We start from the raw sequence: 16,375 nt of genomic DNA on the forward strand, positions 1-16,375 counted from the left end.
TTTAGAAGGTGATTAGCGAACGATTTCTAATTGGCCATCCGAGTAGCCAGTCGCACGCCAGTCAGGGACATACATTGATTCAACTTGTGGTACCGGAATACTATACACACCCGGCGTTACCGCTCGCGCTAAGTAGACTAAGGTAGTTGGGCGGTATTGCTGAACTTCAACCGCAGCCACAAAACGGTCATCACGATATTCCATATGGCGTATTTGTGATTGCTGCATATCATCAATTAATTCTTGCAAGTTCGGCGCGGACTCACTCAAATTAGCGCTACTGTTCGCTAAATTTTGGTTTTCCAGTTCTAAGCCTGCTGGCAGCAAGTCAACCACTAACGCATCTGGCACACTTTGGGATGCTTGAACTTCCAGTTTAACCACCACCATTTCACCGCTTCTTAATCTATCTAATGAAATGCGATTGCCTTTCATATCATAGTAGCTACGAGTAATACCTAATACATTCGAGCTTGGCTTTGGTGAATGTTGTGGATAACCCACCACATTTAAGCGTGTATACAGAGTATTCGTTCCACTGTTTTCGATGCTATAACCTGTCTCCAACTGATCTTTACTCAGGAACTCACTCACAGGTTTATCTGAGACCATCGGAGGTTCTTGGCCATTAATCGTAGCTTTCCACGGTGCTTCACTTTCATTTAAGTAAAAACGGCCCGCTAAATATAACGCATTGCTCTCTTGTGTTGAGAAATAACGTTGAGAAGTTAAATTATTAGACAAAGTTTGCAGTTTTTGGTCACGGGATTTTGGCATTAAATTATATTCATTTAATAGCGCAACAATCATCGCGTCATCACGGATCACCGAACCGTAATCCCCTACATAGCTGTAGCGGTTACGTTGTTTTTTCAGTCCGTCAATCACTGCACTCTCACCACGTGATTTATCACCCATCAAGTTCAATGCAACTCCAAGCTGAACCAGAGGTAAGCCACTTGCCGCAGCGTTTCTTTGGTTATAAAGTTGACGTAATGCGCCTAACGGTGCTTTTTGCTGTGATGCTAATACTAAACCTGCATAGGCCTGAGTAGCAAAACGAGCGCCCTCTTGGTTTTCCGTATACGGGTAGTTAATTTGGCTACCATCTTGTAAATAGCTCAGTAGACGCGTATTGGCGTTACTTATAGCCTCTTGCGGGACAGTAAAGCCACGTTGATTAGCTTTATTCAAGAAATCCGCCGCATACGCAGTTAACCAATATTCTTCGCGGCCGTTTCTATCCCACAGCGAAAAACCGCCATCATTACGTTGCATACTTAACAAATGTGGAATACCAATTTCAATCGCTTTATGGCGGTCTGCATCTGTTTGCGTTTTAATTCCTAACTTATTCAGTTCGGCTTGGGTTGAGAACAATGAAGGGTATAAACCACTGATAGTTTGTTCCAAACAACCGTATGGATAAGCAAATAACTCTCGAATATAACGTGAGATATCTAATGGCGGACGGCTGGTTAACAGGACTTGCCCTTCAATGGTATCCGGTTGCAGGCCAGCAATTTGGTTAGTTGGCAGTGCCCATGAAGTACCTGGCTCAATCGCGGTAGCAAAAGAAACCGTTTCTGCTGGCTGTGCCGGACGAACGCCAACTTTCCAACTATTGCTGTAATCTTTATTGGCTTCGCCTTGAATTTTCACGCCATTAATAGTCATCGACACTTCGCCTTCACCGAAACCGTAGTCTGCTCTGACAGGTAAATTAATGGTGGTGCGTTTGCCTTTTGGTAACTCCAACTCACGGCTGCTGACGCCATCAAGTTTCACCATTCCTGATGCCTTGAAGTTAACCGTCACATTTTGTGTGTTGTCCGTCATATTGGTCAAATCAAGCGCAAAGTAAGACTTATCACCGCCAGCCATAAAGCGTGGCATCGACATTTGTGTCACTAATGGTGCTGCGACAATTACTTTGCTATCCGCATGGCCGAACTCTTTTTCATTCCATGCTTGAGCCATCACACGTAATTCCCCGTTAAAATCAGGGATAGCAAGGCTAATTTCACCCTCACCGTCTTTATTTAATGTGACAGGTTTGGCTTGCTCTGCAATAATTTGCACTTCAGTGAGTGGCTTCATACCACCACGCTCTAATGCAGCATCTTCGCTGTCGCCCCCAAAGCGTAAGTTAGCAACCTTGCCTTGTCCTTCAATTAAGTGACCATAAACGTCATACTGATCAACGCTATAGCGCTTACGACCAAAGAAAGCATCATAAGGATCTGGCGTTTTAAAATCGGTGATATTCAATACACCAGTATCAACCGCAGATAACAGCACATTCACTTTTTCAGGTAACGGTTTGCCATCTTGCGCTGTCGCTTTAATTTTTACCGTTAAGTCTTGATTAGGGCGCATTTTGTCTGGCGTCGTTAAGGCCAATGCAATCTTACGGTTTTCATCTGCAATCGGTAAATGCAACACACCCACCGCACGTTTCACTGTGGCTTCTTTAGAGTCATCACCTGGACGAACAACGACGGCAGAAACGTATAAATCATGACGAGCCCACTCTTTATTGACTGGGATTTCAACGTCTAAGCCCTTTTCTGGTACATCAATTTCTTCCCACCACAGTGGGCCATTACTCGACTCGAGCAATATATAGCCTTTACCGGCTTTAGGGGATTCAATGCGAACTTTGGCTTTTTCACCCGGTAAATATGCAGGCTTATTCAGGCTGAGTTTCACTTGGTCAGGACGAACTGAACCGCTTCCCCCTGTATTATCTTGCCATGAATACCCCGCCCAGAACTGGACGCTGGAAACGAGCTGATTCTCTGGGTTTAATACCTCTAAACGGAATGCGCCCCAATCCACCGGGAAGGAGACTTTCGCTGTACCATCTTTGGCGATGGCAATATTTTCATTCGCCATGACGAGGTCTTTCTGGTCATAATTTGAAGACCAGCCGCCACTTTCAGACCAACTCCAGTAATAATCGCGGCGTTCGTACACTAAACGCACGGTTAAGTTTTCTGCTGCCAGTTTATTACCCGCTGCATCAGCCATAACTAATTCAAATTCTGCAAGTGAATTTTCATCCACATTGTGGCGTTTGACATAACGGTCTGTGCGGTAATCGTAAATTTCTTTTTTGGCGAATAATGGACGAATACCGACCAATTTTTCTGCAGGCCAAATGGCTTGTTCAGCACGACGCGTCACAGGGCGACCACCTGCCTCAAGCAAACTGGCCTGCAAAACAGCTGAAATTGGTGAGCGAGTCGAGCTCCAATTACTGTTTGGAATTGAAATTACCGTTTCACCGTTGCTGTCCAGCGTCAAGTCAAATTCATCTAATTTACGAGGTAAGCCCTCTTCATTGACAGCGCCAAATTCAAAACCGGGTAATTTTGCTACCGCTTCACGATCTGCTTTTAAAACAATTTGGCCTTGCAACTGGTTATCTGCTGCAGGTGCTCCGTATAAATAACGGCCTTGAATATCAAAATCAACTGATTGGTCAGTTAAACGAGGAACATCACTGCCAACAATTTCCAGCGCCATGCGTTCTGGCATGAAATCTTCAACATTGAATTTGTAATAACGTTGCGGTGAACCGTCACCTAAATCAAAACGTAGCGACCAACCGCCCGTTTCTGCATTTTTAGGAATTTCAAATTGATATTGATATAACCCATTTTGGTTTTCTTCCGGCTGCCACACGAAACTACGAACCACTTGCCCATCTGTTTTTAATACATCAACTTTAACTGGCTGAGTTTTGACTGGGTTACCATCGCCATCACGCAATAGACCATTTACCAGTAATAATTCACCTGGGCGATATAAATCGCGAGGACCGAAGGTGAAAAATTGTTTTGCGTAGCCTTCTGGCCCTGAAATGTCGAATTCAGATAAATCAAGCGCTGGCTGAGTGAGGTCAATCATACTGGTTTGCCCTTCATGGGTTGCCAGTAATAATTTTCCACCTGCTAATTTATCTAATTGAGCATGACCATCACCATCTGTCGTGCCTTTGGTCACTAACTGACCTTTTTCATCCAAAATACGTAGCTCAACGCCTTTAATGGCGGAACCTTTCGCTAAGGATTGAGTGAAAATATCGACTCGGTCTTGATAACTGTGTAGTGACACACCAATATCACTTAGTGTAAAAACAGTGGCAGGGAATTGATAACTATAGCTACCTGCTTTTTGCATGATGGCCAAATACACGCCATCTTGCTGTAACTCTTTGACATCTTTCAACGGCAGTAAAATGGTTTGGCGGGTATTTTTATCTGGATTTAAGTCAAAGCGGCCGGTATAAGCCAGCTCCACTTTGTCGAGAAACTCTTCGGAATACCAATACTCATAATTACTACGATACTGCCACTGTGCTAAAAATTGTGGCAATTGCTTTTCATCCACACGGAAGAAATTGACGTCTACCTTATCAACGTTCAAGGCAATCACAGGTAAGCCTTGGGCAACCTTGCTAGGTAATAACGAGCCTTTACTTGCAAAACCAACCGTTGGGATGATTTGTGCAGTGGTCAATTTTTTCTCAAAATTTTCGGTCGTCGTACGCTCATTAACCGCTTTAATACCCGGGTTAATGGTGAGGTTTAATTCTTTAGACGGTGGAAGGTGGCGAAAACGTAATTCCATTTGGTTATCAGACAGTTCCCAAGCACCATCTAACTTACCGGTTTTAACATCAATAAGGTTAATGTACTGGCCAAAATCTTGGTTGGCTTGCAGTGGAACAGAGAATGTCACCACCATGGCACTCGCACCATCAAGCTGTAATTCAGACGCATCCAAAATAGTGAGATCTTTCCCTGCATATTTTTTTACCATTTCTTCAGTGGAAAGTTTTGGTGCTGCTTTTTTCTGCTCTGCAACTGGCGCTGTTTTAGTTTGATTTTCTGGCGCTGTCGTGGAAACATTTGGCTCATTTTTGGTTGCTTCTTCTGTATTATCACAACCGGCCAATGCCACAACCGACGCCAACGCAAGTGCTAAATAACGCTTTTTGGTTTTTAGACCCGCCAATGAAGCCCAACTAGATTGTTGTTTCATTACCGCCCGCCCTTTAATTAGTTAAAATTTATTCTGTTTTTTAAGGTTTTAACAGGAGGTTAAAACCCACTATATACTTGCTTGGAAATGGCTAAAAATATGTCTAGATGAATATTGCCGATATTGTTTCAATTATCGAAATAATTTAACAGAATGTTATAAGAACACCTATCAGACAAAACGGAAAAAATGATGGGCGAGAAAAACAGAGAAATGAAATAATATTTTTCAAATAGTAAGCAGAATATATCTTTAATAAATGAGCAACATACCTTTTATGAGTGAGAAAAGCATTTTTCTCACTCTATACATGGAATTATTAGGTGTTTTTTACTGGGATTGTGTCTCGCAAGAAGCTACCAAGGCGACGCTGATAAAAAGGCTGAATGTGTTGAGTAATAAAGTGGCTGACACCTTGCTCATTCTCATTTACCACACAAAAATCAATAGACTCGTCATCGGCTAAAAACTCACAAGCAAGTGTCCCCGCCTCATGAATAATGGAATCAATATTTTCTGCCCCTGCAGTAAACTCTAACGCTATCATTAATATTGGCATTTCTTCAGCGTCATCACTCTCTACTGCGGAGACCATAAAACCACGTCTCACCACTTTGTGTTGTTTAAAAAATTCGCTAAGCGCCTCAACAATAGCCTGCGGTTGTTCCTCTAACGCACTTAATTTAAGTGATGAGCCTTTCGGTACGGTTAATTCAGTAAATTGGATCTCAGTTTCTTGGTTGGAACTGTTATTATTCGATTGCTGCGACATTGCCAATCCCCTGCTATTAAAAAGAAGTGCTTATTATACTCGCAAATACGTCAAGGTAAAAAAATAGGCACGAAAAGCCATCTTCCCGTGCCTGTTATTAATCAAACGTAATTTATTTTGATTTGCTGATTAATAAGTTTGCTAGTGTTCTTACACCTGTACCGGTTGCGCCCTCTGCCCATAAGCTAACTGCAGATTTACGGTAAGTCGCTGAGCAGTCAATATGCACCCAATTTTGACGATAATTTTCGACAAAATGCGATAAAAATGCCGCAGCGGTGCTTGCGCCTGCAGTGTGCGATGGTGCCGCGATGTTGTTCAAATCCGCGAAGCCAGATGGTAACTGTTGGCGATGGAACTCTGCTAATGGTAAGCGCCAGAATAATTCAAACTCAGCGTCTGAAGCGTTCATTAAGTCAGCAACTAACTTGTCATCAAAGCTCAACACTGAATGGTAGTCATTGCCCACAGCGGTTTTCGCAGCGCCCGTCAAGGTTGCAGCATCAATGATCAGCGTTGGTTTTTCTTTGCTTGCATCAATTAAACCATCGGCTAACACTAAACGGCCTTCAGCATCCGTATTCATAATTTCAACGGATTTACCGTTACGGTAACGAATAATATCACCCAATTTGAATGCATTGCCGCTAACCATATTGTCAGCAATGCACAGGAACATTTTTACGCGTTTTTGTAAGCCACGAGAAATCGCCAATGCCAATGAACCCGCTAAGGTTGCTGCACCGCCCATATCGGCTTTCATTGAATTCATGGAAGAAGAAGGTTTAATGCTATAACCGCCTGAATCGAAAGTAATACCTTTGCCAACTAACGCAGCAAAAACAGGGGCATTTGGGTTGGCACCTGGGTTGTAATCTAACGCTAAAAAGACAGGTGGGCGACTTGAACCACGGCCAACCGTATGAATACCAGTATAACCCTGTTCTAATAAGTCATCGCCTTTAATAATACGGTAGCTAATGTCTTGTGCGCCCACGGTGCAGAGTAAATCGATGGCGCGTTGTGCGAGTTGTTCTGGCCCTAACTCTTCTGCAGGTGCGTTAATGACATCACGTACCCAATCAATGGTACGAATACGGTTTTCTAATTCTTTGCGGTCTGCTTCAGGCAATACTGGCCATTCAATCGTTCTCGCCCCTTTTGGCGCACGAAAACCTTGCCAAAATGCCCAGCTTTTTTCTAAATCCCAGCCTTCGCCAGCCAAAGCAACATTGCGGATCCCTTGACCATCTAATTTACGGCCAGCGCTTTGTACTGCACATAATTTACCTGCATGTTTCAGGTGGATTGTCATCCCTTTATCACTAGAGCTTAACAATGCGCCTTCACCCCAACAAGGTGCAGCCGGCTCACAAGAAATCATTACTGGCATAATTTGTTTTGTCATCGTTTTTCTCACTTTGTCTATTTTTGCAGACAGTAAAAACCCATTGATTCTGTCGGCAGATAGCATTACCTTAACTGATAAATACCAATAGGGATATCATTATAGTGCTGATATAAAATAAAAAACCGAGCACTATTTCTGACAGTCACTCGGTTTTTAGGGTAAAACTCTACTTATTCGAACTCATCCAGCCAAACTAACAAAATGGCTTCCAGGATTTTCTCATTCGATTTTTGCGGGTCATCATCAAATTCTTCTAAATCGCAAATCCACTGGTGCATATCGGTAAAACGCACGGTTTTAGGATCAACATCAGGAAATGCATCGTACAGTGCTTCACCGATTTCGCGGCTATTTGACCATTTTAAACTCATGTTCTCTCACCAATTTGATTATTAAATGATTTTTACCATTGATGCTCTACGTTACAACGCCAAACATGCCGAGCGGTTCAATTTTTTAAATAATTCACGTTGTAGCTAGGCGGCAAATTGAGCTAATTCCTAGGAGCATACAAAAATATGTGATCCGAGTACTTGAAGGAAGCCAACAACGCTACAGCGTGAAGTATGACAAAAATTAGTGTTCGCGGGCGTGATTAATAGTATAACGCGGGATCTCTACCACTAAATCCTCATCCGTCACCAGCGCCTGACAACTTAGGCGACTTTCTGGCTCTAATCCCCACGCTTTGTCTAGCATGTCGTCTTCAAGTTCGCTGCTTTCTTCCAGTGAGTCGAAACCTTCACGAACGATGCAGTGACAGGTTGTACAAGCACAGGATTTTTCACAAGCATGCTCAAGCTCAATACCGCTGCGTAGTGCAACATTTAAAATAGACTCGCCTTCTTGTGCTTCAACTACTGCACCGTCTGGACATAAATCACTATGAGGTAAAAAAACTATTTTAGGCATAATTATATCTCATCCACAGAATGGCCTGACAACGCTTGTCGAATGGACGTATCCATGCGACGCGCTGCAAACTCCTGCGATTGCTTATCCAGTTGTTTAATGGCATTTTCAATTACGATTGGGTCTGTACCCTCAACCGCTTTAATTAACTCATTGACCGCATTATCAATTTCTGACTCTTCTTCTGGCGTCAGTAAATTGCCATCTTGGGCTAATGCGCTCGTTAAACTTTCAAGCACTCTTGCAGCTTCAACTTTTTGCTCCGCTAAGCGGCGCGCATTTAAATCATCTTGCGCGTTAGTCATTGAATCTTTAATCATGTTTGAAATTTCGTTATCCGTTAACCCATACGATGGCTTAACTTGAATAGAGGCTTCTACACCAGTCGATTTTTCCATGGCACTAACACTCAACAGCCCATCGGCATCGACTTGAAACGTCACACGAATATGTGCCCCACCTGCGGCCATCGCTGGAATATCACGCAAGGTAAAGCGAGCTAATGAACGGCAATCTGCCACCATTTCGCGTTCCCCTTGTACGACATGAACGCTCATCGCCGTTTGACCATCTTTAAAGGTGGTAAACTCTTGAGCTCGAGCAACAGGGATGGTGGTATTACGCGGGATCACTTTTTCGACTAATCCCCCCATCGTTTCCAAACCAAGAGAGAGTGGGATCACATCTAACAACAGCATTTCACTGTCAGGTTTGTTTCCGACTAAGATATCCGCTTGAATGGCAGCCCCAATTGCCACCACTTTATCTGGGTCGATGGATGTCAGTGGTGATTTACCAAAAAACTCCCCGACTTTTTGACGTACTAATGGCACACGAGTCGAACCGCCTACCATCACGACATTCAGAACATCTTCAGCCTCAACACCTGCATCTTTTAACGCACGACGACAAGCCATCAGTGTGCGCTTTACGTAAGTTTCAATTAACGTTTCAAACTGCTCACGACGAATTTCCCCTTGCCAGTTGGCAAGCTGGATAGTCACTGTTTCTGCATCACTAAGCGCGACTTTGGTTTCTGTCGCCACATTTAATAACTGACGATTTAAATGATGATCACCTTGTAATGAGACGCCTGCCTGCTCAGCAATCCACTGAGCCAATACTTGGTCAAAGTCATCACCGCCAAGCGCGGTATCACCGCCCGTTGCTAAGACTTCAAAAACACCGCGGCTCAGGCGCAAAATGGATACATCAAACGTACCACCACCGAGGTCATAAACGGCTATTACACCTTCTTGCCCAGAGTCTAATCCATAGGCAATCGCAGCCGCTGTTGGTTCATTCAGCAAACGTAATACATGTAAGCCTGCAAGGCGCGCGGCATCTTTGGTACCTTGACGTTGTGCGTCATCAAAATAAGCCGGTACCGTGATCACTACACCATCCATTTCCCCACCTAAGGTTTCTTCAGCACGTTTTGCTAGTGTTCTTAAAATATCAGAAGAAACTTGGATTGGGTCAACTTGGCCAGCCGCGGTTTGAATCAACGGTAAACCGTTTTCACTGGCACTCAGTTGATAGGGCAAGTCGGGGTAGCGTTTTTGAATATCGGTTAGAGAACGTCCCATCATGCGTTTTACAGAAATGATAGTATTTACCGGGTCTTGTTCGGCAAGTTGCTTAGCTTCCCATCCCACTAATCTATTTTCAGGTTGATAATTAACAATCGATGGTAATAAAAAGCGCTCTTGGCTATCAGGTAAAGCCGCAGCTTCACCACTACGCACTGTCGCAATCAAAGAGTGGGTGGTACCTAAATCAATGCCTGCAGCCAATTTGCGCTGATGCGGAGCTGCGGTCATACCGGGTTCGCTGATTTGTAGTAACGCCATAATCGTTTTCTCTTAAAATTCATCTAGTAACCGTTCTTCGAGTTGTTCAGCTTGCTGCTGAAGCTTGTCGAGAAAACGTAGTTTACGTACGGTATCAGCGGCTTTTTCCCACTGCATGGCATCTAGTTCTGTCACCATCAGTGCACTTCGTGCTTGCTGCATTTGTTTGACGTTCTGCATAAATTTAGCCAATAGATCAAGTGCGTCATCACTGTTTTCAATATTGTCTAACTCTTCGCGTAGCTCAAGCTGCTCCATCAAAAATGCTGTGTCATGCATGGTATGTTGTTCGTTATTAATATCAAAACCATGCAATGAAAGCATATATTCCGCGCGTTTTAGCGGATGACGAAGGGCTTGATAAGCAGCATTAATGGTTGCTGCTTTTTGCAGCGCTTGCATTTTCTCCTGTTCAGAACAGGTTGCAAAACGGTCAGGATGGTATTGACGCTGTAAGTCTTGAAAACGTAACGTCAGTTGTTCGCTATCGATGGCATAGATGGAAGCCAATCCAAAAAGAGTAAAATAATCCATAAGTGCTCAGTTTCTCGAACCGGTTACCAATACCACTAATAAACTAAAATTAGTGAGATTGGCCGAAAATTAGGCTTAATAAAACGCATTATACGTGAAAACTTTCACCGCATCCGCATTCACTATTGACGTTAGGGTTATTAAATTTAAACCCTTCGTTTAAGCCTTCTTTCACGAAATCCAGCTCAGTACCATCAAGATAAACGATGCTCTTGCCATCGATGATGACTTTCACACCTTTATCTTCAAAAACTGTGTCTTCTTCATTGATTGTATCAGCAAATTCAAGAACATAAGCCATTCCTGAACAACCTGAAGTTCTTACACCTAAACGCAAGCCTTCGCCTTTTCCACGATTTTGTAGAAAGGATTGAATACGCTGCGCAGCACTTTCTGTAAGAGAAATAGACATTGCAAACCTCACTTTAGAAACAAACAAGGCAGATGCTACTCATGAGTCGCATCCGCCTTCAAATTATTTTATACCCACCCTATTTCTAAACTAAGAAACTCAGCGATGTTTAGCCTAGACGCCGTGGGTATTGTTCCAGTTATAGGACGATAACTTGTTGTTATTTATTAATATGGGTTGCCCTATAGACTGATTAAAAACTTATTTGCTTTGGCGTTTGCTTTTGTAATCAGCAATAGCAGCTTTAATTGCATCTTCAGCCAGAATTGAACAGTGAATTTTCACTGGTGGTAATTCTAACTCTTCGGCAATCGCTGTATTTTTGATTGACTCCGCTTCGTCCAAACTTTTGCCTTTCATCCACTCAGTCACGAGTGAACTTGATGCAATGGCTGAACCACAACCATACGTTTTAAAGCGCGCATCTTCAATAATGCCGTCATCATTTACTTTAATCTGTAATTTCATGACGTCACCACAGGCAGGTGCACCCACCATACCGCTTCCTACGCTTGGGTCGCTGTTGTCAAACGAACCAACGTTGCGTGGGTTTTCATAATGATCGATAACTTTTTCACTGTAAGCCATTTTTAAACTCCTGAAACCGTCTGATTAATGGTGAGACCATTCGATGCTGTTAAGATCTACGCCGTCTTTGAACATTTCCCATAAAGGAGACAGCTCGCGTAAGTGGCCAATTGCGCCATGAATCATTTTGATTGCATAGTCAATTTCTTCTTCTGTCGTGAAACGACCTAAAGAGAAACGGATTGAGCTATGTGCCAGCTCATCATTCATCCCTAAAGCGCGCAGTACATAAGAAGGTTCTAGGCTTGCAGAAGTACATGCAGAACCTGAAGATACAGCCAAATCTTTTAATGACATCATCAGTGATTCACCTTCAACATAGTTGAAGCTGACGTTCAGAATGTGCGGCGCACCGTGTTCTAAATCACCATTGAGGTAAACTTCTTCGATATCTTTAATGCCATTCCACAAACGTAACCTTAAACCGCGTAAGCGTTCAGATTCCGCTGCCATTTCTTCTTTGGCAATACGGTAAGCTTCGCCCATACCCACGATTTGGTGTACAGGTAATGTCCCAGAACGCATGCCGCGCTCATGACCACCACCGTGCTGCTGTGCTTCAAGGCGAATACGAGGTTTACGGCGAACATATAGTGCACCGATACCCATAGGGCCATATAATTTATGTGCAGAGAATGACATTAAATCCACTTTTAATGTGCTTAAGTCGATAGGTAATTTACCCACACTTTGTGTTGCATCAACGTGGAAAATAATTCCTTTGCTACGGCATAATTCACCGATAGCTGCGATATCCTGAACCACACCTATTTCATTATTAACATGCATAATAGAAATTAAAATGGTGTCTTCGCGGATAGCGTCTTGTAGGTCTTGCATAGCAATTAAACCGTTGCTTTGCGGTGACAGATAAGTCACTTCAAAACCTTCACGCTCTAATTGGCGGCAGGTATCTAAAACGGCTTTGTGTTCCGTTTTACAGGTAATGATGTGGTTGCCTTTCTTTTTATAGAAATTAGCAGCGCCTTTAATCGCTAAGTTATCAGACTCAGTTGCGCCTGAGGTAAATACGATTTCACGTGGGTCAGCACCCACTAATTCAGCGATTTGATTGCGAGCAATATCCACCGCTTCTTCAGCTTGCCAGCCGAAACGATGAGAACGGGACGCTGGGTTACCAAAGTTCCCATCCATTGTTAAACATTGCATCATTTTTTCAGCCACACGTGGGTCAACCGGTGTTGTTGCTGAATAATCAAGATAAATTGGTAATTTCATTGCTCACTTACTCCAAAGGACAAGCTAACTTGCCTTTAATTTTTAAAGATACAAATGGCGGAAATTAGCTCTTCGTCCAATAACTCACCAAGATGTATCGACTGCAATTTTTTTAATATTTTTAAGCACGTACATTGATAATCGATTCAGGTGTAATCCCATTTGGCATGGTCTTACGCTGTTCATTATCTTGTCTATCAGCAACAACCATGACTTCTTGGTTTTTAACCAGTTCATCAAGGCTAATGCTGCTAAGGAAACTTGTAATTCTATCGCTTAAATCGCGCCATAATGCGTGAGTTAAACAGCGGTCGCCATTTTGACAACCTTCTTTATTACCCTGACAACGAGTAGCGTCAACAGATTCATCTACCGCAGCGATTACTTCAGCAACAAAGATTTGGTCTGCGTCTCTACCAAGCAAATAACCGCCACCTGGGCCGCGCACACTCGAAACCAACTCATTTTTACGTAAACGAGAGAAAAGTTGCTCAAGATAAGAGAGGGAAATTCCCTGACGTTCAGAAATGTCAGCTAAAGGCACTGGACCTGACTGAGAGTGTAATGCGACATCTAACATCGCAGTTACTGCGTAACGCCCTTTGGAAGTGAGTCTCATAACATATTACTCCGTGGTAAATTATGGTCAGATTGTGACATTCCTGAGTAATTTAGTCAACTATTTACCTGACTAATTTACTCAAGTATTATTCACCTGCTTTTACCACGGATTTTGCCTCATTTTTTCGCCCATTTTTCCATTGACGTTAAAATACCCCGCAGGATATGTAACTCTTGGGTTTCGATATGCGCTCGAGTGAATAAACGGCGTAATTTATTCATAATTAAGCCGGGATGCGCTTTACGAATAAAACCTGATTCATTCAACACACTTTCAAGATGGACATAAAAACGTTCAACATCTTCTGACGGCGGATATTCTACCTCATCATCAGCTGCAATTACCGTATTTTTTTCATCCATTGAAAGATACGCCATGCGTATTTCATAACTCACCAATTGCACTGCCATCGCTAAATTCAAAGAACCGTACTCTGGGTTCGTGGGAATATATAAGTGATATTGGCATTTTTGTAGTTCTTCATTGGTCAAGCCGACTCGCTCACGACCAAACACGATAGCAACAGGTGATTCTTTTGATTGCTCAACGGACTTCACGCCGCATTCGCGCGGCTCAACCATTGGCCAAGATAAGGTGCGAGAACGCGCACTCGTGCCGATAACTAACTTACAGCCCTCTAAAGCTTCATCGAGAGTTTTAACTATTTTCGCATTACCGATAACATCACTTGCCCCAGCAGAAAGTGCAATAGAGTGTGAATCAGGTTCAACGAGAGGATTAACGAGGTACAGATTAGAAAGCCCCATGGTTTTCATGGCACGAGCCGTTGAGCCCATATTACCAGTGTGTGAGGTTTCAACAAGAACAATACGGATATTATCTAACATGGTTTATACGTTTAATGAAAAAATTATCGCAATAGCTTAACACAAAATTGCTTATTGTGACGAACATCTATATACTTCGGCACTCAAGTTTTTCGTTCTTTAACATTCCAGTGGAAAAAGCCCATGCATCCGATGCTTAACATCGCCATACGTGCAGCACGTAAGGCTGGTAATCACATAGCTAAAAACTATGAAATGCCTAGCAATATTAAAGTCACTCAGAAAGGCACTAACGATTTCGTTACTAACGTTGACCAAGAATCTGAGCAACTGATTATTGAAATCATCCGCAAATCATATCCTGACCACACTATTATCACTGAAGAAAGTGGTGAATTAATTGGTAAAGATGATGATATTCAATGGGTAATCGATCCACTGGATGGCACTACCAACTTCACAAAACGTCTCCCTCATTTTTCTGTTTCTATCGCTGTGCGCGTTAAAGGCCGCACAGAAGTCGCTGTTGTTTACGACCCAATGCGTAATGAATTATTTAGCGCAGTACGTGGACAAGGCGCTCAGCTTAACGGTTATCGTGTTCGTATCGACGAAAAACGTGACCTTGATGGCGCCATCGTTGCGACAGGTTTCCCTTTCAAACAAAAACAACATGCACCTGTCTATATGAACATCATGACTGCGATGTTTAACAAATGTGCTGACTTTCGTCGTACTGGTTCCGCAGCATTAGATTTATGCTATGTGGCTTCTAGCCGTGTCGATGCTTTTTTTGAAATTGGTTTAAAACCGTGGGATTTCATGGCCGGTGAACTGATCATGCGTGAAGCTGGCGGCATCATGACTGACTTTATTGGCGGCCACAATTATTTAGCCTCCGGTAACTTAGTTGCTGGTAGCCCACGTGTTGTTAGAGACATACTGTCCGTCATGAAAGATGAACTATCGGAAGCATTAAAGCGCTAACCCATTCTTTCTAGAGACGAACTAGAAACAAAAAAACCCACTTTTATTGTGGGTTTTTTGTTGTTTAAAAATACATTGCTATTTAAAACAAAATAACACCTTTAATTAATTCACGATTATTAATGACATCACTTTCATAAATATCACCAATGGTATTAAAGTCAAATTGATGCGTTAGCATCATCCCACTAGATAACTTACCTTCAGCCATTAACCTTGCAACTTTATTGAAATCTTCAGGAGTGGCATTTCGACTTCCCATCATTGTTGTCTCTTTCTTATGGAAATCAGGGTCTGGAAACGATAAATTACCTTTAAATAAACCAACAAATACAATTAAGCCACCATGACGAATTAAATTGACCGCAGTGTTCATTGCGTGTTGGTTCCCCGTTGCATCAATGACTTTTTCTGCAAGCATACCTGAAAAATGGCTTTCAATACTTGATAAGTAATTTTCAGCGGCTGGATCGCACGTTTTTAAGCCTAATACCTTTTCAACATGTTGACGACGTGCCTCACTGGTATCAGCCACTAATACGTTAGCACCATCCGCTTTAGCAATTGCAGCAACACCAAGCCCTATCGGCCCAGCCCCTGCGACTAAAACAGTATCTTGAGGTTTAACCTGCGCACGTCTAACGGCATGAGCACTGATTGAAAATGGTTCGATCAAGGCGCCATCAATATCTGTGACAGTGTCTTCAATCGCTAATACATTTTTCTCTGGCACATTTAAATACTCACAAAAACCTCCGTCCTCGTGAACGCCAATAACTGAAATTTTTTCACAACAATTTGTTTTGCCTTCCTTGCACGCACCACATTCGTAACATGCAACATAAGGCATCACCGCAACACGCTGCCCAACTTTCCACTGTGTAATATCAGGTGCAACCTCACAAATAGTTCCAGAAATTTCATGTCCTAATACCCGTGGATATTGAAAAAATGGCTGGTTTCCTCCCCATGCATGAATATCAGTTCCACATATTCCAACCGCATGAATTTTTATTTTTACATGCCCAATTTGAACTGTAGGTTCAGCAACTTGTTGGTAAACTAATTTTTTAGGTTCTTGGCATATCAATTGTTTCATATTTCCCTCCATCAATTTATCTGTCTTTTTTAATTTAAAAAACATAGACTAGATACTTAACAACCAAATTTTGTGATTAAATGTTTTTAAATCGGTTTTAAATCGG

The 16,375-nt window shown here is 42.6% G+C and carries 14 protein-coding genes; 1 reads left to right on the forward strand and 13 read right to left on the reverse strand.

The annotated features are described in order from the left end of the window. Positions 1–12: 12 nt before the first annotated feature. The 12 genes from PSE60_RS14780 to trmJ all read right to left on the reverse strand — a co-directional run bounded on the left by PSE60_RS14780 (position 13) and on the right by trmJ (position 14,243). On the reverse strand, positions 13–5,052 hold the full coding sequence (locus PSE60_RS14780) for an alpha-2-macroglobulin family protein (protein WP_272665893.1): 5,040 nt from the start codon (positions 5,050–5,052) through the stop codon (positions 13–15). A gap of 319 nt (positions 5,053–5,371) precedes the next feature. Further along, positions 5,372–5,824: an enhanced serine sensitivity protein SseB C-terminal domain-containing protein gene (locus tag PSE60_RS14785; protein ID WP_210838779.1), complete on the reverse strand. Its 453-nt coding sequence runs from the start codon at positions 5,822–5,824 to the stop codon at positions 5,372–5,374. Positions 5,825–5,936: 112 nt separating this feature from the next. Then, entirely contained in the window at positions 5,937–7,232 is a 1,296-nt protein-coding gene (gene pepB / locus PSE60_RS14790; RefSeq protein WP_272665894.1) for an aminopeptidase PepB, read from the reverse strand. A 173-nt stretch (positions 7,233–7,405) separates the two neighbouring features. Further along, positions 7,406–7,606, reverse strand: coding sequence for a Fe-S cluster assembly protein IscX (gene iscX / locus PSE60_RS14795; RefSeq protein WP_004912658.1), 201 nt, complete (start codon positions 7,604–7,606; stop codon positions 7,406–7,408). A gap of 205 nt (positions 7,607–7,811) precedes the next feature. Further along, complete coding sequence (gene fdx / locus PSE60_RS14800) at positions 7,812–8,147, reverse strand: ISC system 2Fe-2S type ferredoxin (RefSeq protein WP_004912660.1); 336 nt, start codon at positions 8,145–8,147, stop codon at positions 7,812–7,814. 2 nt (positions 8,148–8,149) lie between these two features. Then, positions 8,150–10,000, reverse strand: coding sequence for a Fe-S protein assembly chaperone HscA (hscA, locus tag PSE60_RS14805; protein WP_272665895.1), 1,851 nt, complete (start codon positions 9,998–10,000; stop codon positions 8,150–8,152). A gap of 12 nt (positions 10,001–10,012) precedes the next feature. After that, positions 10,013–10,534 (reverse strand): co-chaperone HscB, encoded by a 522-nt coding sequence (gene hscB, locus PSE60_RS14810; RefSeq protein WP_272665896.1) that lies wholly within the window; start codon positions 10,532–10,534, stop codon positions 10,013–10,015. An 88-nt stretch (positions 10,535–10,622) separates the two neighbouring features. Continuing rightward, complete coding sequence (gene iscA / locus PSE60_RS14815; protein WP_004912669.1) at positions 10,623–10,946, reverse strand: iron-sulfur cluster assembly protein IscA; 324 nt, start codon at positions 10,944–10,946, stop codon at positions 10,623–10,625. A 201-nt stretch (positions 10,947–11,147) separates the two neighbouring features. Then, positions 11,148–11,534: a Fe-S cluster assembly scaffold IscU gene (iscU, locus tag PSE60_RS14820; RefSeq protein WP_004264914.1), complete on the reverse strand. Its 387-nt coding sequence runs from the start codon at positions 11,532–11,534 to the stop codon at positions 11,148–11,150. A 24-nt stretch (positions 11,535–11,558) separates the two neighbouring features. Continuing rightward, positions 11,559–12,773, reverse strand: coding sequence for an IscS subfamily cysteine desulfurase (locus tag PSE60_RS14825; protein WP_272665897.1), 1,215 nt, complete (start codon positions 12,771–12,773; stop codon positions 11,559–11,561). Positions 12,774–12,894: 121 nt separating this feature from the next. After that, entirely contained in the window at positions 12,895–13,392 is a 498-nt protein-coding gene (gene iscR, locus PSE60_RS14830; RefSeq protein WP_004264917.1) for a Fe-S cluster assembly transcriptional regulator IscR, read from the reverse strand. Positions 13,393–13,511: 119 nt separating this feature from the next. After that, positions 13,512–14,243: a tRNA (cytosine(32)/uridine(32)-2'-O)-methyltransferase TrmJ gene (gene trmJ, locus PSE60_RS14835; protein WP_272665898.1), complete on the reverse strand. Its 732-nt coding sequence runs from the start codon at positions 14,241–14,243 to the stop codon at positions 13,512–13,514. Positions 14,244–14,366: 123 nt separating this feature from the next. Here trmJ and suhB point away from each other — a divergent pair, with 123 nt between their 5' ends. Continuing rightward, a complete protein-coding gene (gene suhB / locus PSE60_RS14840) occupies positions 14,367–15,170 on the forward strand; it encodes an inositol-1-monophosphatase (RefSeq protein ID WP_210838794.1) in 804 nt (267 codons plus the stop codon). A gap of 82 nt (positions 15,171–15,252) precedes the next feature. On the opposite strand, the gene PSE60_RS14845 is transcribed toward suhB, so the two are convergent. Beyond that, on the reverse strand, positions 15,253–16,281 hold the full coding sequence (locus PSE60_RS14845; RefSeq protein ID WP_210838795.1) for a zinc-binding alcohol dehydrogenase family protein: 1,029 nt from the start codon (positions 16,279–16,281) through the stop codon (positions 15,253–15,255). Positions 16,282–16,375 lie beyond the last annotated feature (94 nt).

This window comes from Providencia sp. PROV174 (assembly GCF_028480685.1).
Taxonomy (GTDB): Bacteria; Pseudomonadota; Gammaproteobacteria; order Enterobacterales; family Enterobacteriaceae; genus Providencia; species Providencia rettgeri.

Excerpts from the sequence above, each read along its gene's own strand:
- iscX (WP_004912658.1), bottom strand. The coding sequence starts at position 7,606 with ATGAGTTTAAAATGGTCAAATAGCCGCGAAATCGGTGAAGCACTGTAC.
- pepB (WP_272665894.1), bottom strand. The coding sequence starts at position 7,232 with ATGACAAAACAAATTATGCCAGTAATGATTTCTTGTGAGCCGGCTGCA.
- trmJ (WP_272665898.1), bottom strand. The coding sequence starts at position 14,243 with ATGTTAGATAATATCCGTATTGTTCTTGTTGAAACCTCACACACTGGT.
- PSE60_RS14785 (WP_210838779.1), bottom strand. The coding sequence starts at position 5,824 with ATGTCGCAGCAATCGAATAATAACAGTTCCAACCAAGAAACTGAGATC.
- PSE60_RS14845 (WP_210838795.1), bottom strand. The coding sequence starts at position 16,281 with ATGGAGGGAAATATGAAACAATTGATATGCCAAGAACCTAAAAAATTA.
- iscU (WP_004264914.1), bottom strand. The coding sequence starts at position 11,534 with ATGGCTTACAGTGAAAAAGTTATCGATCATTATGAAAACCCACGCAAC.
- hscA (WP_272665895.1), bottom strand. The coding sequence starts at position 10,000 with ATGGCGTTACTACAAATCAGCGAACCCGGTATGACCGCAGCTCCGCAT.
- PSE60_RS14780 (WP_272665893.1), bottom strand. The coding sequence starts at position 5,052 with ATGAAACAACAATCTAGTTGGGCTTCATTGGCGGGTCTAAAAACCAAA.
- iscR (WP_004264917.1), bottom strand. The coding sequence starts at position 13,392 with ATGAGACTCACTTCCAAAGGGCGTTACGCAGTAACTGCGATGTTAGAT.
- iscA (WP_004912669.1), bottom strand. The coding sequence starts at position 10,946 with ATGTCTATTTCTCTTACAGAAAGTGCTGCGCAGCGTATTCAATCCTTT.
- fdx (WP_004912660.1), bottom strand. The coding sequence starts at position 8,147 with ATGCCTAAAATAGTTTTTTTACCTCATAGTGATTTATGTCCAGACGGT.
- PSE60_RS14825 (WP_272665897.1), bottom strand. The coding sequence starts at position 12,773 with ATGAAATTACCAATTTATCTTGATTATTCAGCAACAACACCGGTTGAC.
- suhB (WP_210838794.1), top strand. The coding sequence starts at position 14,367 with ATGCATCCGATGCTTAACATCGCCATACGTGCAGCACGTAAGGCTGGT.
- hscB (WP_272665896.1), bottom strand. The coding sequence starts at position 10,534 with ATGGATTATTTTACTCTTTTTGGATTGGCTTCCATCTATGCCATCGAT.